The organism is Micromonospora sp. NPDC051543 (genome assembly GCF_044454415.1).
Classification (GTDB): domain Bacteria; phylum Actinomycetota; class Actinomycetes; order Mycobacteriales; family Micromonosporaceae; genus Micromonospora.
Genome location: NZ_JBITDT010000001.1, coordinates 313,828 through 332,485, shown reverse-complemented (window position 1 = coordinate 332,485; position 18,658 = coordinate 313,828). Strand labels below are relative to the sequence as shown.

Below are 18,658 nucleotides of genomic sequence, written 5' to 3'. Positions count from 1 at the left end.
TCTCAGGTGATGCCGTGAGTTTGTAGCCACAGCTCCAGCAGGCCGAGCTGCCACAGCTTGTTGCTGCCGGCGGCGGCCTCGGCCCGGTCCGGCTCGGCGAGCAGACGCGAGACGTACTCGGGGCGGAACAGCCCGCGCTCGCGGGCCGCCGGGGCCTGCAACGCCTCGGCGACCAGCTCGCGCACCGGTCCGTCCACGTTGCGCAGCGCCGGCACCGGGAAGTAGCCCTTCGGTCGGTCGATCACCTCGCCCGGCAGCACCTCCCGGGCCACCTCCTTGAGCACGCCCTTGCCGCCCTGGGCCACCTTGTGCTCCGGTGGGCAGTGTGCGGCGAGGGCCACCAGGTCCTGGTCGAGGAACGGCGTACGCACCTCCAATCCCCACGCCATGCTCATGCTGTCCACCCGCTTGACCGGGTCGTCGGGCAGCATGAGGTGGGTGTCCAGGCGCAGCACCGCGTCCAGCGCGGTCTGCGCCCCGGGCGCGTCGAGGTGCCCGGCGAGCAGGTCCCGGCTGGCGTCGTGGTCCAGCGCGTACGCCGGGCCGACGACGGCACGCAGCCCGTCGTGGTCACGGTCGAAGAACGCCGCCGCGAACGTCTCGGCGGCGCCGTGCCGGGGCGCGTCGATCAGCGGCTGGTGGTAGCCGTAGCCGGCGAACACCTCGTCCGCGCCCTGCCCGGACTGGGCCACTTTCACGTGCTTCGCCACCTGTTCCGACAGCAGGTGGAAGGCGACCACGTCGTGGCTGCCCATCGGCTCGGTCATGGCCCGTACGGCGTTGCGGACGGCGGGCGCCAGGTCGTCGTCGGCGAGGCGGATCCGCTGGTGGTCGGTGTCGTACGCGCGGGCCACCAGGTCGGAGTAGTGGAACTCGTCGCCGGACTCGTCGCCCCGACTGTCGAAGCCGATGCTGAAGGTACGCAGGTGCTCCTGACCGGCCTCGGCGAGCAGCGCCACGATGAGGCTGGAGTCCAGACCGCCGGAGAGCAGCACACCGACCGGGACGTCGGCCACGAGCCGGCGGCGTACGGCCGTGCGCAGCGCGTCCCCGACGGCGGCCCGCCAGTCGGCGGCGTCCATCCCGGCGTCGGCGGGTTCCCGCACGTAGTCGGGCTGCCAGTACACCTGCTCCCGGCTGCGCCCGTCGGCCTCGACGATTCGCAGGGTGGCCGGTGGCAGCTTGCGGACGCCGCGCAGCACGGTCCGCGGCGCGGGCACGATGGAGTGCCAGGACAGGTAGTGGTGCAGCGCCACCGGATCGATGCCGGTGTCGACGTCCCCGGCCGCCAGCAGCGCGGGCAGGGTGGAGGCGAACCGGAGCCGCCCCGCAGTCTCGGCGAGGTAGAGCGGTTTGATGCCGAGCCGGTCACGGGCCAGGACGAGCCGTCGCCGCACCCGGTCGACCAGGCCGATCGCGAACATGCCGACCAGGTGGTCGACGAAGCGTTCGCCCCAGTGCGCGTACGCCACCAGGATCACCTCGGTGTCGCTGGTGGATCGGAAGGCGTACCCGGCGTTCTGTAGCTCCTCGCGCAGCTCCGGATAGTTGTAGACACAACCGTTGAAGACCAGCGCCAGGCCCAGGTCGTCGCGCGCCATGGGCTGGGCGCCGGCGTCGGACAGGTCGATGATGGTCAACCGGCGGTGCCCGAGGGTCACCCAGTCGTCGGTCAGCAGGCCCTCGGCGTCCGGGCCCCGGGAGCGCATCGCCTCGGTCATCCGGGTGACCGCCGCCGCGTCGGGCGGTCGGCCGTCGAAGCGTGCCTCTCCGCTGATCCCGCACATCAGGCGGGACGGTGCTGGTTCAGGGCGGACATGACCCCTCCTGTCAGGTCTCCCCGACTGGTGGTGGCGGGGCCCTCGGTGAAAACGGGGGCGCTGGCTACCCGCGCAGCGGGCGGACAAACCCGCAGGTGAATTCGCGTCCGGCTCAGCCCCGCAGGGTGCGCAGGATGCGGGCCAGCTCGGCCCGGTCGGTGTCCGGGAGGTGGCCGAAGAAGCGGTCTGCCTCGGCGCGGCGGGCGGCCCGGATCGCGGCGCTGACCCGGGTGCCCTCGGCGGTCGGCGCGACCAGGGTGGCCCGCCGGTCGGCCGGGTCGGGTCGCCGCTCGACGAGCCCCCGGGCCTGGAGGTCGTCGACGACCTCGGTGGCCGAGCGGGGCGCGATGCGCAGGTGCTCGGCGAGGGTGCCGGGGCGTACCTCGCCGTGACGGCCGAGCACGCCCAGCGCCCGGGCCTGGCTGGGGGTGACGTCCCACGGGGCCAGTGACTCGCGGGTCTGCCGGCGCAGACGGGACGCGACCGCCCAGAACGTCTCGGCCAGGCTCTCGTCGCCGCTGTCGGTGGTGTCCTCGGTCACCGGAATACGGTAGCAGCCGATGCTGTTGTTCCCTCATGTTGAGGTAACCTCAGCATATCCTTCCGGAAGGAGTTCCCCTTGGAACCCACCCCGATGGGCCGCGACCGCGGCCACCGCACCGTCAGCGCCGAGGAGAAGGAGCAGGCCCGCCAGGTGTCTCTGCGCCGCATCGGCCGCCTCTTCACCCCCCACCGACCCGCCCTGGTCATCGTCACCGCGATCATCGTGCTGTCCTCGATCGTCTCGATGGCGAGCCCGTTCCTGCTGCGTACCGTCATCGACCGGGCTCTGCCGCAGGGTGACGTGACCCTGCTGGTCTGGCTGGTCCTCGGCATGGTCGCCGTCGCCGCCGTGACCGCCGCGCTCGGCGTCGTGCAGACCTGGATCTCCACCCAGGTCGGCCAGCGGGTCATGCACCGGCTGCGCACCGACGTCTTCCGCCACCTCCAGCGTCAGTCACTGGGCTTCTTCACCCGCACCCGCACCGGCGAGGTGCAGTCGCGGATCACCAACGACATCGGCGGCATGCAGTCGGTGGTCACGTCCACCGCCACCGCCGTCGCGGCCAACCTCACCACCGTGGTCGCCACCGCCGTCGCGATGGTCGCGCTCTCCTGGCAGCTCTCCCTGGTCTCGCTCGTGGTGCTGCCACCGGCCATCTGGCTGACCCGCCGGGTCGCCCGGATGCGCCGCGAGATCACCGCGCAGCGCCAACGCGAACTCGCCGACCTCAACGTCACCGTCGAGGAGGGGCTGTCGGTCAGCGGCGTCCAGCTCGCCAAGACCCTGGGCACCGGGCCCGCCCTCATCGAGCGGTTCACCGCCTCCTCGGCCCGCCTCGTCGACCTGGAGCTGCGCAGCGAGCTGGCCGGACGCTGGCGGATGGCCTCGATGAGCATCATCTTCGCCGCCGTGCCGGCCGTCATCTACCTCGCCGCCGGCCTGCCCGGCGCCGCCGGGACACTGAGCATCGGCACCCTGGTCGCCTTCACCGCCCTGCAGGGCGGCCTGTTCCGGCCGCTGATGGGCCTGCTCAACGTGGGCGTGTCGCTGACCGCGTCGCTGGCCCTGTTCGCCCGCATCTTCGAATACCTCGACCTTCCCGTCGACGTGGACGACCCCGCCGAACCGGTCCGCCTCGACCCGGCCCGGGTCCAGGGTCACCTGCGCCTGGAAGACGTCACCTTCGGCTACCCGGGCAGCGACACCGCCGCCCTCGCAGGCATCACCCTCGACGTGCCCGCCGGCACCAGCCTCGCCCTCGTCGGCGAGACCGGATCCGGCAAGAGCACCCTCGCCGGCCTGGTCAGCCGCCTGCACGACCCGACCGCCGGCCGCGTCACCATCGACGGCGTCGACCTGCGCGACCTGCGCCTGGCCGACCTGGCCGCGATCGTCGGCGTGGTCAGCCAGGAGACGTACCTGCTGCACACCACCGTCCGGGAGAACCTGCGCTACGCCCGGCCGGACGCCACCGACGCCGAGATCGAGGCCGCCGCCCGCGCCGCCCAGATCCACGACCTCATCGTCGCGCTCCCCGACGGGTACGACACCGAGGTCGGCTCCCGTGGGCACCGGTTCTCCGGCGGCGAGAAGCAACGGCTCGCCATCGCCCGTACGCTGCTACGCGACCCGCGCATCCTGGTCCTCGACGAGGCCACCAGCGCCCTGGACACCGAGACCGAGCGCGCCGTGCAGAGGGCGTTCGACGTGCTCGCCCAGGGCCGTACCACCATCACCATCGCCCACCGCCTCTCCACGGTCCGCGACGCCGACCAGATCGCCGTCCTCGACCACGGCCGCATCGTGGAAACCGGCAACCACGACACCCTGCTCAATCGCCAGGGCCGCTACGCGACCCTCGCGGCGTGAGCTGGCGGGCCCCTTGATCGTTGGTTGCCGGGCGACACGACACGCCGAGCGGGGTACCGCTGAACAGCCAACGATCGAGGGCTAGCAGAACTCGGGCGCGCGTGGGGGTTTTCCACAGTGGGTGCGCTGTCCACAGTGGTTGGGGTGGCTGCTTGCGGGGCCTCGGCACCGGACCGCACGGTTCGTGGCGTGAACTCGGTGCTGCGGGACCTGGTGGAGCGCTCGGAAGGGCTGGTCACCCGTACGGCGGTGACGCAGGTGGTGCCGGAGTGGGTGCTGGAGCACGCCTGCCGCACCGGCGACCTGTCACGGGTGCTGCCCGAGGTCTTCGTGACGGCGCACCTGCTGGACGACCGACCGGGCGCTCCGGTGCTGAGCCGGCTCGACCCGGGCGTGGCCGCCCTCGCGGCTCTCGCCTGGGCGCGCGGACGCGCCACACTCAGCCATCTCAGTGCGCTAGCCGCGTGGGGCCTGCGCCCGCAGACGGCAGGAGAGCCTCTGCACGTCACCGCCCCGATCAACACGGGCCTCCGGGCCCACCCCGGAGTGGTGGTCCATCGCCGTAGGGATCTCGCCATCGCGCCGCCGCACGTGCTCGTCCGCCGAGGACTGACGGTCACTCGCCTGGAGCGGACCATCGTCGACTCGTGGCCGATCCTGCCGTCCGCCGAGCGGCGGGCACCGGTGATCCGGGCGGTCAACGACTGGCTGACCACCCCCGAGCGGCTGACCCTCGCCGTGGAGACCGTGCCGAAGCTGACCGACCGGGCAGCGCTGCGGACGCTGCTGACCCGCCTCGCCGAGGGCTGCCGTAGCCCCTTGGAGATCTGGGGCCACGACCACGTCTTCACCGGCCCGACCATGCCGGTGTTCCGCCGGCAGGTGCCGATGCGTCTGGGGCGGCGCACCGTCTACCTCGACATGTTCGCCGAGCGGGAGCGGGTCAACATCGAACTCGACGGCGCCACCACCCATGGCGACCTCCGACAGCGGGAGATCGACCTGCGGCGGGACGCCCTGCTGGCGACCGTCGGCATCCTGGTGGTCCGCTTCGCCCATCGCCGCCTGGTCCACGAGGCCGACGACGTACGCCGGGAGATCCTGGCGATCCTCGCGACCCGCACGACGGGCTGAGCGGAGTCTCAGGCGGGCAGCACCGGCAGTCCCGGATCGTGCATGCGTCGGTGGGTCGGGCACACCCACAGGAACTCCCCGGTGGATGTGAGCACCCGGCTCAGCCCACCGAAGGCGCGGACGGCGTCCAACTGCATGAGCAGCACCTTGAACGAGCGCAGGGCGGCGCCCTCGGCCACGGACAGGGTGTGTCGTGATTCGGTCGGCGCGGGCAGCGCGTCTTCGACGAGCGCCGTGGGCAACGCGTCGATGAGGCTCTTCATCAGGTCCAGCTCCCGCTGCGCCTGGTCCAGGTTCGGCGCGACGTATCCGGCCACTGAGGCCGCCACCGGATACACCAGGCGCAGGGTCTTGAACACCAGGTTCAGGTACGGTCCGACCTTCCGCAGCCAGTCGCGCGGCTCGGTCACCTCGTAGCTGGCCTCGTCCCAGGTGTGCCACTCGCCGGGCTGCTCGCACCAGAGGGTGATCCGGATCGGCCGCTGCCCGAACGAGAGACGGCGCCAGCCGACGGACGGGATCATGGTGACGGTGAACAACCGTGGGCAGTCGTTCACCTCCGTGCCGACGGCCCGTACCAACCGACGGAGCTGGTGTGCCGTGTCTGCGGCGAACGACGCGGTCTCCGCCACGTGGTCCCCGATGACGCCGACCTCCTTGCTGAGGGCGCCGAGGCGCCGCTCCAACTGCTGCAGCTCCGCGTCGAAGGGCTGCGGCGCCACGAAGCCGGTCAGCAGGCCGGCGACGTCGTGGTCCTGGTGACACGTCAAGCAGGGAAGTACGACCTGCGGCCGGCCCGCCCCGGCCCCCAGGGTGGCCTCGAACAGGCCGACGGGCTGGACCGAACCAGGACGGGTCGACCGCTCCCGGAACTTGATCAGCCCGTCGAGCGGGAAGCGCCCGGTGCAGGCGACGCCGTCGTTGTCACGGGTCGGGCACGGTACGAACAGCGCGAAGGGCAGGCCCGGCCAGCGCGTCGTGAGAAGACGCTCCAGGCTGTCCCGCAGCACGTTGAAGAAGAGGTCGGGTGACGGCGCGCGGACCTCGATCGTCAAGCGGTGGTCAGCCTGCAACTCCACCAGCGCCTCGGACCGGTACGCCGCGATCGGATGGCGCAGGAACACTCCTCGCCGCCAATGCTGGCCCGTCGACGCGTCGTGATGGCGGACGGTGATCCACGAGATCAGGCCCGGCGGCGCGCTCTCACCGAGTTCACAGGTGAGCCTCAGCACCCGGATGCCGTCCGGCAGCGGCCGTGTCGCCTCCCACGGCGGCTGCGCGCGCTCGTACGGGACCAACTGGGCGATGAGGCTCCGATCCCGGTCGCTCAGCCGGTAGGAGACGTCGAACTTCTCCATCAGTCGCAGGAAGAACGGGTGGTGGACGGGGTTGTACGACAGCCCGTCGTCCCGCTGACGCCAGATGCGCCGCAGCTCGTGGTGGTCGAGGATCCCGCCGCTGGCCCGGACGCCGTGGTCCTCCAGCACGTGGCTGATCGCCTTGGTCAACCACTCGGGGTTGAGGATCACGATGTCGCGCAGGCCGTCATCGTCACCGTAGTAGATGACCTGGCCCAGGTCGTGGAGCAACTCCGCCAGGTGGACGACCTCGTCGTCGCGGACCTGATGCCGACGGCAGATCGCGGCGAAGTCCTCGAAGGGCATCTGCGGCTGAGCGTCGGCCTGTGCCAGGATCTCGTCCCGCGCGCTGGCCCATCGTCGGCTGAACAACTGGCCCATCTGTGGCAGCCGTGCCGCCTCGCCGCCGATTGCCGCACGCAGCGCGCCCACGCCCTTGTTCGTTTCGCTGTCCACGGCGTACTGCCCCGCGATCATCCCCGGGAACGTTTCGCGCAGGCGTGGGAAGTCCAACTCCGGCCGCCGCTCGTCCGCGTGGGTCGCCACGATCATCACCCTGGCGGCCGTTCCCACCCGCAGCCGGATGCGGCGCAGCCAACCCTCGACCTCGCCCTGCTCCTGCCCCTCCCGGGGGTGCCAGACGAGCAGGTAGATGGCGCGTCGGCTGAAGAAGAACTGATGGGTCACGCGGTAGATCTCCTGGCCACCGAAGTCCCAGGTACGCAGTGTCAACATCTCGTTCAGGAACGGGTGCCTCAGGGCCAACTCCCGGATCTGGATGCCGTGCGTCGTCGGACGACCCGGCACGAACTGCTCGCCGTTGAGCGCCCCCACCAGCGACGTCTTGCCGACGTTCCCCTCGCCGACCAGCAGGATCTTGGCCTCGTACTGCGGAACACCGTCAGCCAGGCTCTGCAGGTACGTCCCCAGCGCGGCGTCGCCACGGCGCAGCGTCTCGACCAGAGTCTGGTCCAGTGGGTTGTTGTCGAGTCGGATGGTCAGCTGACCCCGGATCAGCAGCGGCGCGAGACTCGTCGGGAGGGTCTTGAGCAGGTTGCCCCGCAGGTCCAGCAGTTGTAGATCGGGCAGCGCGCCAAGCTCCTCGGGCAGGGCGGTGAGCCGATTTCCGCCGAGGTCCAGCTCGCGGAGGTGCTTCAGCTCACCGATCTCGCGCGGGAGACCGCTCAGCCTGTTGCCGGCGAGGTCCAGCTTTCTGAGCTGACTGAGGGCGCCGATCTCGGGCGGCAGTCTGTGGATGTCGTTGCCGTACAGCGACAGCACCTCAAGCTCGGTCTGCTCCAGCAGGTCGAGCGGGACCGAGGAGATGCCCGACCGGCCCAGGTTGGCTACCGTTTTGATCATCGGTTGTCCGTCCTGTGTGACATCGCGACCGTCCACCACTATGGACGGCGGGTGCGACGTCAGCCTCCATCCATCAGGTCGGGTTTTCCGCCCCCTCGTCCCGGCGTGCCACGGCCTGCGTTATCCGGGCGGACAGTCGCAATGTCCGATGGCAAAATGATCACCGATGACGGCTGACGAATCACGTAGGCGAATCAACCCGCACCTGCTCACCTGGCCGGAGGTAGACCCCACGCGGCACCCCTTCGACCCGGACGCCGTGGTGGAGCTTGTGCGGAGCGTCGCATCCCCGGTGCCACCACCGCCGCTCTGGGAGGGGTTCACGCTCGTCGGCCGAGCCGACGCCGAGCGGTGGCGGGAGTCGGTGAGTCACGCCCTCGTCGACCATTACGGCCGCTGGGCCAGCGGCTGGTGCTGGGCCGTGGGCGAGGGCGACTACGACGGTGGTCCGGTCTATTCGTGGTGCTGCATCTCCCACTCCATCGCATCGCCGGAGGAGACCCTGACCTCGGTCGCCGCTTCGCTGGGTGAATGGCGAGCCTGGCTGGAGACCGTGGCTGCCCGATTCGACGACTTCCTGCCATTGCCCGGTCCGGATGAGGCGCCCGAGGTTCTCGTCATGGCGTGGGAGGTGGCGGTCGCCCAGCTCGTCAATCTGACGGTGGGTCGCACGAGCAGCGATAGCGGCTGGTACGGCCACTGCAAGCAAGTCCTCTCGTGGTTTCTCGTCGCTGCCGGTGTGCCCGAGGACCGCCATTCGCCTCTGATCGAGCATGCCATCGGCGGACGGTTCCGGAGCTGGGTGCAGCCGTCCGCGGCCGACGTCAACGATGTCGCGGAGCGTCTCGCCCGGCGGCTCGTCGGTGAATCCCTTGTCGATTCGCGTCCGTCGGTCGTGCACCGCGACGACGAGTGGCCCGACACCTGGCCGCAGGATTGGCCATCGTCGCGAACCACCACCCGGGGGACTCGGGCGCGGCAGCAGCGCCGGCCCGGGGGCAGACGCCCGGACGACCTGGAGACGTGGCAGGCCGTTCGCGCCCGGGTCGACTGGGCCAGCGCATCCGAGCCGGTGTCCGGTCACGTCGCCACCGGCGACGACGCGATCGCCGAGCACGCGGCCCGTCGCGCGGCGGACGGCTCGCCGTTGGCCGCCGCTGTCGCTCAGGCACGGCGGGCCGCGGCAGAGGGCGGGCCGCTCACGTTCGGCCTGCTCGCGAATTGGCAGGGCACGCTGCTCGGTGTGCCGACGCCCGCGTTCCGCGACGGCCCGGCGCGGGCCAAGGGCGGGCGTGAACGCTACTACTGGCACGCCGACCTTCCCGACCGGTTCGAGGCGTGCCTCCTCGCGGCGACCGAGGACGACCTTCCGCTGCCCTCCCGATCCGCGCGGGTCTACCTCGACGTGGCCTTCTTTCACCCGTTCGAGGACGGCAACGCGCGCTCGGCCATGCTGGCGCTCTACTTCGTGCTCGCTCGGGACGGGGTGGTTCTCGACCGCGCCGCGCCACTGCTGAGGACCGTCCGGCAGGCGCACGACAGGTACGGCGCCGCCGGGCTCGCGAAGCTCGTGGAACTGCTGATCCGAGATACGCGGAACCGGATGCGCTGACCATCAGGTCCCCTTCACAGTGAGCGACCCGAAGACCTGGATGCGCGAGCCGTCCCCGTGATCGTTGGCGGTTGAGCGGTACGACACGCCGAGCGGTTTGCTGCTGAGCAGCCAACGATCATGGCCCCAAGGCGCGAACCCAGCATTGACAGGCGTCGCTGAGCAACCCATGGTCGATGGAACTGTCCTCCGTCGAAGGGCCACAGGATGCTCAGCAGCGAACACCGGTACGTCATCGTGGGGGCGGGGCCGGCCGGCCTGCAACTGAGCTACTACCTCGCGCAGCAGGGCGCCGACTACCTGACCCTGGAGAGGGGCGACGAGCCCGGCGGCTTCTTCCGGCGGTTTCCGCGCCACCGCCGGCTCATCTCACTGAACAAGGTGCACACCGACAGCACCGACCCGGAGATCCGCCTGCGGTGGGACTGGAACTCGCTGCTCAACGACTCGCCGGACCTGCTGTTTCCGCGCTTCAGCCAGGAGTATCTGCCGCCGGCCGACGACCTGGTGCGCTACCTCGCCGAGTTCCAGCGCGTCCATGCGCTAAACATCCGCTTCGGCACGACGGTCGAGCGGATCACGCGTACCGGCGACGGTTTCGTCGTGGCCACCGACCAGGGCGAGGTCCGCGCGCGCTGCCTGGTCGTCGCGACCGGCTGGGGCCGGCCCTTCGTGCCGCCCATCAAGGGCATCGAGCATGCCATCGGGTACGAGGACATGGTCGTCGACCCCACGGAGTACGCCGGTCAGCGCGTCCTGATCATCGGCAAGGGCAACTCCGCGTTCGAGACCGCGTCGGCGATCCTCGGCCAGGCGTCGATGGTGCACCTCGCCAGTCGGCAGCCGTTGCGGCTGGCCTGGAACACCAAGCATCCCGGGGACGTGCGCGGCCAGTACGGCGCGATCCTCGACAGCTACCAGTTCAAGACCCTGCACTCGGTGCTGGACTGCACGATCGACGAGATCCGGCCGGTCGACGGGCGGTTCCGGGTGTCGATCACGTACACGCACGCCGAGGGGGAGACCGCCGAGCTGGATTACCACACGGTGCTGCGCTGCACCGGCTTCCGGATGGACACCAGCGTGTTCGACGAGTCGGCCCGACCCGACCTGGTGCGCGACGGTCGGATGCCCGGGTTGCGCCCGGACTGGCAGTCCAGCAATGTCGACGATCTCTACTTCGCCGGCACCATCGCCCAGGCCCGGGACGTCAAGCACGCGTCGTCGCCGTTCATCGACGGGTTCCGGTACAACCTGCGCACGTTCACCCGGCTCCTGCGCGAGCGCTACGACGGCGTGCCGCTGTCGTACACGACGACGCCGGCCGACCCGGTGTCGCTGACCAAGCTGATGCTCGACCGGGTCAACTGGTCGTCGGCGCTGTGGACGCAGTTCGAGTACCTGTGCGACGCCTTCGTCCGCGACGACGCCACCGGCGACCTGCGCCACTACGAGGACCTGCCGGAGGACTACGCGGTGGAGCGCTTCGCCGGCTCCTCGCAGTGGTACACGCTCGCCCTGCGCTGGGGGCGGGACGACTACGGCGACGTCTTCGCCATCGACCGACACCCGAGCCCCGACCGGGCCCGGGAGAGCGCCTTCATCCACCCGGTGATCCGGCGTTACCGTGGCGCGGAGCTCGTCCACGAGCAGCACCTGTTGGAGGACCTGCTGGCCGACTGGCGACGCCCGGACCGGCACGTCGAGCCGCTCGTCGAGTTCCTGACCGGGGACCTCACCAGCGCACCATGACCTCGTCGAGGGGTTTGCGGGCCAGGTCGGGGACGTGGGCGTCGGGGCTGGGGTAGCCGACGGGCATCACCACGTACGGGCGTTCCTCCGGTGGACGCTCGCACACCTCGTTGAGGAACCGCATCGGGCTGGGCGTGTGGGTCAGGGTGACCAGGCCGGCGTGGTGCAGCGCGGTGATCAGCAGGCCGACCGCGATGCCGACGGATTCCTTGACGTAGTACGGCTTCGGGCTGTGTGGCCCCTGGTGCACCTCGAACACGACGATGACGGCGGGCGCGGTCTCCAGGAACGGCTTGTGCCAGTCGGTGCCGAGGCCGGCGATCGCGCCCAGCCACTCGGCCGAGGCGCGGCGGTCGTAGAAGGCCCGCTCCTCGGCCTCGGCCGCCTCCCGTAGCCGGCGTTTGCGGGCCGGATCGGTCAGCACGACGAACCGCCACGGCTGTACGTTCGCGCCGCTGGGCGCGGTCGACGCCGCCCGGATCGCGGCCTCGATCACCCCGTCGGGCAGCGGATCGCTGGCGAAGTCCCGCACGGATCGCCGCTGCGCCATCCGCTGCGCGAACGCCTCCGCGTCCCGCACCATCTCCGCCGGTGGCCGACGGTGGTGCGGGACGGGGACCCTGGGTACCAGGTCGGTGTCGTTCACCTGTGGCCTCCCACGCTGCGACGGACTGCGGTTCCTTCAGCATCGCGGAGGCGGGACGGCCTGTCGTTACGCGGCTGTGCCCTCTTCGCCCGTGGACACCTCGGGCGCGGTCCGGTTGGCGATCTCGTCGACCACGTCGGAGAGTCGACCCCGTACCGCCTGGGCTGCCCGCTGGCGGGTCGCGCCGTCGCCGTCGGTGGCGAGCCACGCCAACCAGGCCCGCACCCGCTCGCGGTCACCCGCCTCGTCGAGCGCCGGTCCGGCGCGATCGACCAGGCGCTCGGCGAGGGCCGCCGCCGGCAGCAGCCGGCCCGTGGCGACGTCCACGCCGTGGCCGCCCATGCCGTCGCGGGCGGCCCGCCAGTACGCGAGCCGCATCAACTCGGGTGCCAGCTCCGGCCCCTCGTCGCCCCGGTCGACGGCCTCCCCGGCCACCACCACCAGGGCCCGCACCAGGGCCGCGAGGGCCGCGGACTCGGCGGCGGCGAGGGGTACGTCGGCCACCCGCACCTCGATCGTCGGGTGGTTCGCGGACAGGCGCACATCCCAGAAGATCGTGCCGGAGTCGACGATCGCGCCCGCCTCCCGCAGCGTGTCCACGTGGTCGTCGTACTGTCGCGCCGACGTCAGGTACGGCGGTGGGCCGGCCACCGGCCAGCGGCCCCACGTGACGCTGCGCCAACTCGCGTAGCCGGTGTCGCGCTGCGCCCAGTAGGGCGAGTTGGCGGTCAGGGCGATGAACACCGGAAGGTGTTCGCGCAGGTGGTTGCCGATCAGGACGGCCCGGTCCCGGTCGGGCTGCTCCACGTGCACGTGCACGGCACAGATGGCCAGCTCGTCGTGCAGCCCCCGGAAGGTGGCGTTGCCGCGGTCCTGCCGGGGTCCCTCGGTCATCGGCGGTGGGACGGCGTGGCCCAGCACCGGCGAGCCGCTGGCGATCACCCGCAGACCCGCCGAGAGGGCCGCGCTCTGCACGGCGGCGCGGCCCTCGACGAGCTGCGCGGCGAGATCGTCGACGTGCCGGCACGGGTCGGTCCGTGTCTCGATCTGCAACTTGGTGATCTCGCCGCCGACCCGCGCGCCGAGCGCCGGGCGTGCCCCGTCCACGACGGTGGCCGCCTCGGGTACGACCTCACCCCGGTCGGCGTCCACGACGAGGAACTCCTCCTCGACGCCGACCGGGGCGAGAGCTGATCCCGAGTGCTGTCGCGTCGTCATCCGCATGCCGACCTCTCACTGCCGGTCACTCGCCGGCGATGAGAACGTTACGGGATGTCGCCGACCGGGTGCAGTCCGAAACCGTCCATCATGGACAACGCATCGACGAGCCCGGCCAGCAGGGCCGTGCGTTCGGGCATCCGGTCGAGGCAGACGTACTCGTCGGCGGCGTGCGCCCCGCCGCCGACCGCGCCCAGGCCGTCCAACGTCGGCACGCCCAGCCCGGCGGTGAAGTTGCCGTCCGACGCGCCCGCGGCGTACGCGCCGGCCAGGTGCGGTATTCGCAACTGGCGGGCGATCGACTGGGCCAGGGCCAGCAGGGGGCGGGCCATCTCCGCCGGCATCGGGTAGCGGTTGATGCCGCCCTGCACGGCCAGCGTCGCCTCGGGCAGGTACGGGACGAGCCCTCGGATGGCGTGGTCGACGCGTTCCAGCTCGTCCCGGGTCCACGCCCGGACGTCGACGGCCAGGCTGGCGCGCTCGGGCACCGTGTTCGTCGTGGTGCCGGCCGAGAGCAGGGTCGGCGTGACGGAGGTGCCCCCGCTGTCCGCCGCGCCGATCGTCCCCAGCGAGAGAACCTGGTGGGCGACCTCGACCGTGGCGTTGACCCCCCGCTGCGGCTCCACGCCGGCGTGGGCCGCCCGCCCGGAGACGGTGAGACGGTAGACCGAGCCACCCTTGCGGGCCACCTTCAGGTCCCCGTCCGGGGTGGCCGCCTCGCAGACGAGCACCGCGCCCGAGCGCCGCGCCTCGCGCTCGATGAGGGCCCGCGAGGTGCCGGACCCGCTCTCCTCGTCGCAGGTCAACAGCACCCCGACCGAGGAGGTGTCCGCCACCAGGCGCAGGGCCGTGAACATCTGCACGATGCCGGCCTTCATGTCGCAGACGCCGGGTCCCGTCGCGACGTCCCCGTGGACGGTGAACGGCCGGTCCCGGATCGTGCCGACCGGAAAGACCGTGTCGAAGTGGCCGAGGAGCAGCACACGCTGATCGACGACCGGCCACAGCAGGTGCGGCAGGCCGTCGATCACCACGCGCTGGGCGGGCCGGCCGAGGACGTCCGCGCCCCAGCCGGCGAGCAGGTCGGCGCAGGACTCGAGGTGGGGCAGCGAGCCTGGCGGCGACTCGTGGGAGACGAGCGTGCCCAACCGGTCGACCAGGTCAGCGTGGAGCTGCCTCGCACCGTCGAGCAGAGAACGTGGGTGGTCCATCGAGCCCTCCAACCGCACCGCCGACGGGCCTCATCAGCGTGCCCATCGACCATCGCAGGGGGATCGGGGCGCGGTCACCCGTGTCCGTGCCCGTCCGGCGGTGGCCCTTCTTCGTTCATGCTCTATCGGGCCGCATATCACGTCGAGGCGCGGCCCGGGGCGCCGTCCACAGCACCGGGCGTTGTCCACAGCGGCACCCGAGCGGACGGTGCGCGGCGGCGCGGTACGGCAGGTTCGTGCCATGGATCCGCGGCTGTGCGCCTTGCTGGCCTCCGGTGGTGGGTTGTGCACCTGGCGGGAGATGGTGCGGGCGGCACCCGAATGGACGGTTCAGGCCGCGTGCCGGGCTGGTCGGCTGGTCCGGGCGCTGCCCGGGGTCTATCTGGACGCCACCCTGCTCTCCTGCACGGTTACCGAGGCGCCGGTCCTGGCCCGCGTCGAACCTGAACTGGCGCGGCGGGCGGCTCTCGCGTACGCCGACGGTCGGGCTGCGCTCTGCCGGCTGACCGCGCTCGACGTGTGGGGCCTACGCCACCAGCCACCCGGCGAGCCGGTGTACGTCGACGTACCCGCCGGCTCGGGTCTGCGGGACCGTCCACACGTCGTTCTCCGACACCGCGCCGGGTTCGGGCTCGAGCCGCTTCAGGTGGTGGTGCGCGGCGGCTTCCCAGTGACGCGACTCGACCGGACCCTGGTGGACTGTTGGCCGTTGCTGCCGCCGGTCGACCGTCCCGGGCCGCTCATCCGTGCGGTGAACGACCGGCTCACCACGCCGCAACGGCTCGTCGGGGCCCTCGCTGAAGTGCCCCGGCTGATCGACCGTGCGACGCTGCGTGCTCTGGTGGACCGGCTCGCCGCCGGCTGCCGTAGCCCGCTGGAGATCTGGGGCCACGACCGTGTGTTCACGGGCCCGGAAATGCCGGCGTTCGTCCGGCAGGCACCGGTGCGAGTCGGCGGTCGGACCATCTATCTTGACATGTTCGCCGAGGCAGAGCGGGTCAATGTCGAGCTGGACGGTGCCACGAGCCACGGTGACCCGGCCGATCGTGAGATCGACCTCCGCCGCGACGCCCTGCTGGCCACCACGGGAATCCTCGTGGTCCGCTTCACCCACCGTCGCCTCCGGGCCGACCCCGACGAGGTCCGCCGGCAGACCCTGGCCATCCTGGCCAGCCGCCGCCCATGATCACTTGATGGTGACCAGTTCTCCGGGACCTCTGGCAACTGGTCAGTATCAAGTGATCACGAGTGGCGGCAAGGGCGGCAGAGGTGGCAAGGGCGGCAGAGGCGTCAGGGGGTTGTGGCGAAGGCCAGGGCGCCGCAGCCGGCGACCAGGATGAACAGGGTCAGCAGGATGAGGCTCACGATCGCGCCGGGGCGTTGGATGACCGGCTTGCCGGGGTCGAGTGGCGCGGGTAGGTGCGCCGCGACGCCCGGCGTCGGCTGGGGCGGTGCGAGCCGCAGGATGCGCCGCAACCGGAAGCGGTCCACGCCGAGGAAGATCGGAATGCCGATGATTCCGATGCCCCACCAGCCGGCCAGCAGGGTCTTGTTGGTGTGGTGGCGGTACAGCGAGAGGCCGCAGGCGCGACACATCCAGCCGCGCTGGGAGGAGACGACGTACAGGATCACGATGCTCGTCATCGACTGGAACGAGACCCGCGCGGCGGGGTGACTGCCGCAGAACTGGCACTCCCCGTCGGCGGGTGGCCGCAGGGCAGGGGGTGGCACGGGCGCGGGAGTGGGCATTGTCGACATTGATGGCTCCGAGACTCAGGCGGCCGGCGTGGGGTAGCGGTCTCCGCCGTACTGGCGCAGCGCGGCCGCGACCTCGTCGCGGGACTGCCGGGTGTTCCGCAGGTCGGCCACACGGTAGCCGCGCAGGCCGGTCAGCTCGACGTCGGGCGGCACCGCGCGTTGCGTCTGGTCGGCCACCCACACGGTGAGCATGCTCGGCTTCTCCAGCTTGCCGGCGTTCGGCTTCTTCTCGATCGCCACCCGGGTCACCTCCGACCACCCGAACTCGGTGGTGGCCGCTCCCTTGGTCCAGGTGATGCCCTGCTCACCGATGCCGACGGCGAACGCCTCGCGGCTCTCCCGCACCGCGCCCAGGCCGCCGATGAGGGCCAACACCGCCCCCGCGTAGCCGACCCAGTTGCCGAAGGTGAACTCCTGGTTCATCATCGCCAGCAGTTCCGGCGAGAACAGCAGGACGACGGCGAGTACCAGCAGCGCCGGGCCCTTCGCGTACGGCTTCCAGTTGCGTTCGAGTTCCATTGTGTGTTCCTTCCCCGTGCCTTCCGTGGCGGAAGGCCGGGGAGGATGCTAACGAGTCGCGATCAAGATTTGGTGACCCGGTGGTGAAGAAGGTCGCCGATCCAGCGCGCGGCCTCCCGCTGCGCGGCTAGCAGGTGCTCGCGGGCGTCCGCCATCTCCTGGTCCGCGTCCTCGTCGAGGCGGTCGCCGAGGATCGTCGCCCACCGCCGGCTCAACTCCTCGGCGTACGTCGCCCGGCGCATCTGCTCGTCGAACTGGTACTCCATGCGCACCATCGCGTCGACGTGCGGTCGTAGCGCCGGCATCATCCGCTCGTCGAGGCGTACGGCGGCGTCGGGTCGGCAGGTCACGAGGACGTCCCCGCGCCGGTAGGACCACTCCGGGTCCTCGGCGAGCGTCCGCTGCAACGCCACCTCCAGGTCGGCGGCCCGGTGCGGGGGCAGGTCCCGGGCGGCATCGGCGGCGAGCCGGGTCAGTCGCTGGATGGCGTTCGGCTGGAAGTACCCCACGTACCAGTTCAGCACCTCGGCCCGCAGGCTCGCCGGTGACGACCAGGCGAAGGTGGCGCGGACGTAGAACGAGTAGACGTACCCCTGCGCGGGCACCGCGATCAGCCGGGGCGCGTCGCGCTGCTCGACCAGCGGGCCGGGCGGGGACGGACCGGCGCCGGCGCCGGCGGGGGCCTCGTCCTGGAGCGCGGCCACCAGCCGGTCCCAGGTGCGCGCCCACCACCGCCAGCCGCGCACGCTGCCGTCCCGGGTGATCCGCAGCGCGCGGACGCTTCGCTGCCGCCACAGATCCGCGGGCTTCGGTCTCTGCTCGGGAGCGTCCGTCATGGCACCCCTTCACGGTCACGGGTCCGCGCGCCCGCAGCTCACGCTAACAACGGATGACCGAAATGCCCGCCGCCGCGCCGATGTGCGACACAATGTCGGTTGGCTGCGGTTCACCGGGCATTGTGGAGCAGTTGGGCTGACGGGACTGTCGCCGACCGCGGGCAACGGCCAGACTGAGCGCGACCCGCCACTCACGTGGGTCGATGGATCGGATGGTCTGGAGGCAGCCTGTGTCCACCCTCGTGTCCCCGCTGGCCACGCTCGGCGCGATCCGCCGGCGTACCACCACCCTCGCCCTGCTCCTCGCCCTGGTCGCCGCCGCGCTGGTCGGACCGTCCGTGGTCACCCCACGGTTGACGGACTCCGCGTCGGCGGCGGTCTACAGCTCCTGCACCATCAGCCGCTGCGCGGACGCGCGCACCGCACGTTCCGGCTGGTCCGCCAAGGGCTTTCCGACCAGCCGCGGCTGGTACTCCTGGAGTGGCGGGCTGTCCAACTTCGCCGGTGGCCGGTTCTACAACTACGAGGGTCAACTGCCCACGAACGCCACCTACTACGAGTACGACGTGTACCCCCGCACCCAGGGCGCCGCCCGCGACGCGTACCGGATCGTGGTGAACCGCAGCACGGGCGTCACCTGGTTCTCGCCCAACCACTACACCGACTTCTACCGGCTCTGACCGACCCGGTGGCCAGCCGGCCCAGGAGGCACGCGCATGGACGACGCTGAGCGGGTTGACGCGGTGGTGCTGGCCGGAGCGGCGGTCCGCACCCGGCCCGCGCTCTTCGCCGCGCTGGCCGACGCGCTGGCCCTGCCGGCGTACCTGGGCGACACCTGGGACGCCCTCGCCGACGTGCTCCGGGACCGGCTGGACGCCGGATCGCTCACCCTGCTGGTCACCGACGTCGGTCAGCTCCTCGCCGACGAGCCGTCCGGCCAGCACGCGCTGCTGAGGGCCGTGCTCGACGACCTCGCCACCACCGCCCCGCACCCCCTGCGCGTCATCCTGCGCCCCTGA

General features: G+C 71.4%; 16 protein-coding genes. 7 read left to right on the top strand and 9 right to left on the bottom strand.

The annotated features are described in order from the left end of the window. Window positions 1-2: 2 nt before the first annotated feature. Window positions 3-1,787, bottom strand: coding sequence for an N-acetylglutaminylglutamine amidotransferase (locus tag ACIA3K_RS01635; protein WP_396798393.1), 1,785 nt, complete (start codon window positions 1,785-1,787; stop codon window positions 3-5). 145 nt (window positions 1,788-1,932) lie between these two features. Continuing rightward, the gene (locus tag ACIA3K_RS01630) at window positions 1,933-2,361 is read right to left on the bottom strand and encodes a MarR family winged helix-turn-helix transcriptional regulator (protein WP_396798391.1); all 429 of its coding nucleotides are present in this window, start codon (window positions 2,359-2,361) and stop codon (window positions 1,933-1,935) included. Between the two features lie 93 nt (window positions 2,362-2,454). Between ACIA3K_RS01630 and ACIA3K_RS01625 the strand changes: the two genes are divergently transcribed. Both ACIA3K_RS01625 and ACIA3K_RS01620 read left to right on the top strand, forming a co-directional pair. Continuing rightward, entirely contained in the window at window positions 2,455-4,233 is a 1,779-nt protein-coding gene (locus tag ACIA3K_RS01625; RefSeq protein WP_396798795.1) for an ABC transporter ATP-binding protein, read from the top strand. Window positions 4,234-4,422: 189 nt separating this feature from the next. Then, window positions 4,423-5,367 (top strand): endonuclease domain-containing protein, encoded by a 945-nt coding sequence (locus ACIA3K_RS01620; protein WP_396798389.1) that lies wholly within the window; start codon window positions 4,423-4,425, stop codon window positions 5,365-5,367. An 8-nt stretch (window positions 5,368-5,375) separates the two neighbouring features. On the opposite strand, the gene ACIA3K_RS01615 is transcribed toward ACIA3K_RS01620, so the two are convergent. Then, window positions 5,376-8,087 (bottom strand): COR domain-containing protein, encoded by a 2,712-nt coding sequence (locus ACIA3K_RS01615; protein ID WP_396798388.1) that lies wholly within the window; start codon window positions 8,085-8,087, stop codon window positions 5,376-5,378. 421 nt (window positions 8,088-8,508) lie between these two features. On the opposite strand from ACIA3K_RS01615, the gene ACIA3K_RS01610 reads away from it, so the two are divergent. Then, window positions 8,509-9,699, top strand: a complete 1,191-nt coding sequence (locus ACIA3K_RS01610; RefSeq protein WP_396798387.1) for a Fic family protein — start codon at window positions 8,509-8,511, stop codon at window positions 9,697-9,699. A gap of 207 nt (window positions 9,700-9,906) precedes the next feature. Next, on the top strand, window positions 9,907-11,451 hold the full coding sequence (locus ACIA3K_RS01605) for an NAD(P)-binding domain-containing protein (RefSeq protein ID WP_396798385.1): 1,545 nt from the start codon (window positions 9,907-9,909) through the stop codon (window positions 11,449-11,451). Here ACIA3K_RS01605 and ACIA3K_RS01600 read toward each other — a convergent pair. From ACIA3K_RS01600 to ACIA3K_RS01590, 3 genes are all read right to left on the bottom strand, one after another. Beyond that, window positions 11,435-12,034 carry a nitroreductase family protein gene (locus ACIA3K_RS01600; RefSeq protein ID WP_396798793.1) on the bottom strand — a complete coding sequence of 200 codons (600 nt, stop codon included), beginning with the start codon at window positions 12,032-12,034 and terminating at the stop codon, window positions 11,435-11,437. The two genes, ACIA3K_RS01605 and ACIA3K_RS01600, sit on opposite strands and share 17 nt — an antisense overlap. 129 nt (window positions 12,035-12,163) lie before the next feature. Beyond that, window positions 12,164-13,315 carry a glutamate--cysteine ligase gene (locus ACIA3K_RS01595; protein ID WP_396798384.1) on the bottom strand — a complete coding sequence of 384 codons (1,152 nt, stop codon included), beginning with the start codon at window positions 13,313-13,315 and terminating at the stop codon, window positions 12,164-12,166. Between the two features lie 47 nt (window positions 13,316-13,362). Beyond that, on the bottom strand, window positions 13,363-14,526 hold the full coding sequence (locus ACIA3K_RS01590) for a M20/M25/M40 family metallo-hydrolase (protein WP_396798382.1): 1,164 nt from the start codon (window positions 14,524-14,526) through the stop codon (window positions 13,363-13,365). 241 nt (window positions 14,527-14,767) lie between these two features. On the opposite strand from ACIA3K_RS01590, the gene ACIA3K_RS01585 reads away from it, so the two are divergent. Then, entirely contained in the window at window positions 14,768-15,712 is a 945-nt protein-coding gene (locus tag ACIA3K_RS01585) for a DUF559 domain-containing protein (RefSeq protein WP_396798380.1), read from the top strand. Between the two features lie 104 nt (window positions 15,713-15,816). On the opposite strand, the gene ACIA3K_RS01580 is transcribed toward ACIA3K_RS01585, so the two are convergent. From ACIA3K_RS01580 to ACIA3K_RS01570, 3 genes are all read right to left on the bottom strand, one after another. Then, a complete protein-coding gene (locus tag ACIA3K_RS01580) occupies window positions 15,817-16,170 on the bottom strand; it encodes a hypothetical protein (RefSeq protein WP_396798378.1) in 354 nt (117 codons plus the stop codon). 129 nt (window positions 16,171-16,299) lie between these two features. After that, complete coding sequence (locus ACIA3K_RS01575; RefSeq protein WP_396798376.1) at window positions 16,300-16,803, bottom strand: hypothetical protein; 504 nt, start codon at window positions 16,801-16,803, stop codon at window positions 16,300-16,302. Window positions 16,804-16,865: 62 nt separating this feature from the next. Further along, entirely contained in the window at window positions 16,866-17,639 is a 774-nt protein-coding gene (locus ACIA3K_RS01570) for a hypothetical protein (RefSeq protein ID WP_396798373.1), read from the bottom strand. A gap of 242 nt (window positions 17,640-17,881) precedes the next feature. Here ACIA3K_RS01570 and ACIA3K_RS01565 point away from each other — a divergent pair, with 242 nt between their 5' ends. Both ACIA3K_RS01565 and ACIA3K_RS01560 read left to right on the top strand, forming a co-directional pair. Beyond that, window positions 17,882-18,319 (top strand): ribonuclease domain-containing protein, encoded by a 438-nt coding sequence (locus ACIA3K_RS01565; protein WP_355051269.1) that lies wholly within the window; start codon window positions 17,882-17,884, stop codon window positions 18,317-18,319. A 36-nt stretch (window positions 18,320-18,355) separates the two neighbouring features. Next, window positions 18,356-18,658 (top strand): barstar family protein, encoded by a 303-nt coding sequence (locus tag ACIA3K_RS01560; RefSeq protein WP_396798372.1) that lies wholly within the window; start codon window positions 18,356-18,358, stop codon window positions 18,656-18,658.

Bases quoted from the DNA above. Each gene is read 5' to 3' on its own strand.
- ACIA3K_RS01615 (WP_396798388.1), bottom strand. From the start codon at position 8,087: ATGATCAAAACGGTAGCCAACCTGGGCCGGTCGGGCATCTCCTCGGTC.
- ACIA3K_RS01580 (WP_396798378.1), bottom strand. From the start codon at position 16,170: ATGACGAGCATCGTGATCCTGTACGTCGTCTCCTCCCAGCGCGGCTGG.
- ACIA3K_RS01560 (WP_396798372.1), top strand. From the start codon at position 18,356: ATGGACGACGCTGAGCGGGTTGACGCGGTGGTGCTGGCCGGAGCGGCG.
- ACIA3K_RS01570 (WP_396798373.1), bottom strand. From the start codon at position 17,639: ATGACGGACGCTCCCGAGCAGAGACCGAAGCCCGCGGATCTGTGGCGG.
- ACIA3K_RS01635 (WP_396798393.1), bottom strand. From the start codon at position 1,787: ATGTGCGGGATCAGCGGAGAGGCACGCTTCGACGGCCGACCGCCCGAC.
- ACIA3K_RS01590 (WP_396798382.1), bottom strand. From the start codon at position 14,526: ATGGACCACCCACGTTCTCTGCTCGACGGTGCGAGGCAGCTCCACGCT.
- ACIA3K_RS01595 (WP_396798384.1), bottom strand. From the start codon at position 13,315: ATGACGACGCGACAGCACTCGGGATCAGCTCTCGCCCCGGTCGGCGTC.
- ACIA3K_RS01585 (WP_396798380.1), top strand. From the start codon at position 14,768: ATGGATCCGCGGCTGTGCGCCTTGCTGGCCTCCGGTGGTGGGTTGTGC.
- ACIA3K_RS01625 (WP_396798795.1), top strand. From the start codon at position 2,455: ATGGGCCGCGACCGCGGCCACCGCACCGTCAGCGCCGAGGAGAAGGAG.
- ACIA3K_RS01605 (WP_396798385.1), top strand. From the start codon at position 9,907: ATGCTCAGCAGCGAACACCGGTACGTCATCGTGGGGGCGGGGCCGGCC.
- ACIA3K_RS01575 (WP_396798376.1), bottom strand. From the start codon at position 16,803: ATGGAACTCGAACGCAACTGGAAGCCGTACGCGAAGGGCCCGGCGCTG.
- ACIA3K_RS01600 (WP_396798793.1), bottom strand. From the start codon at position 12,034: ATGGTGCGGGACGCGGAGGCGTTCGCGCAGCGGATGGCGCAGCGGCGA.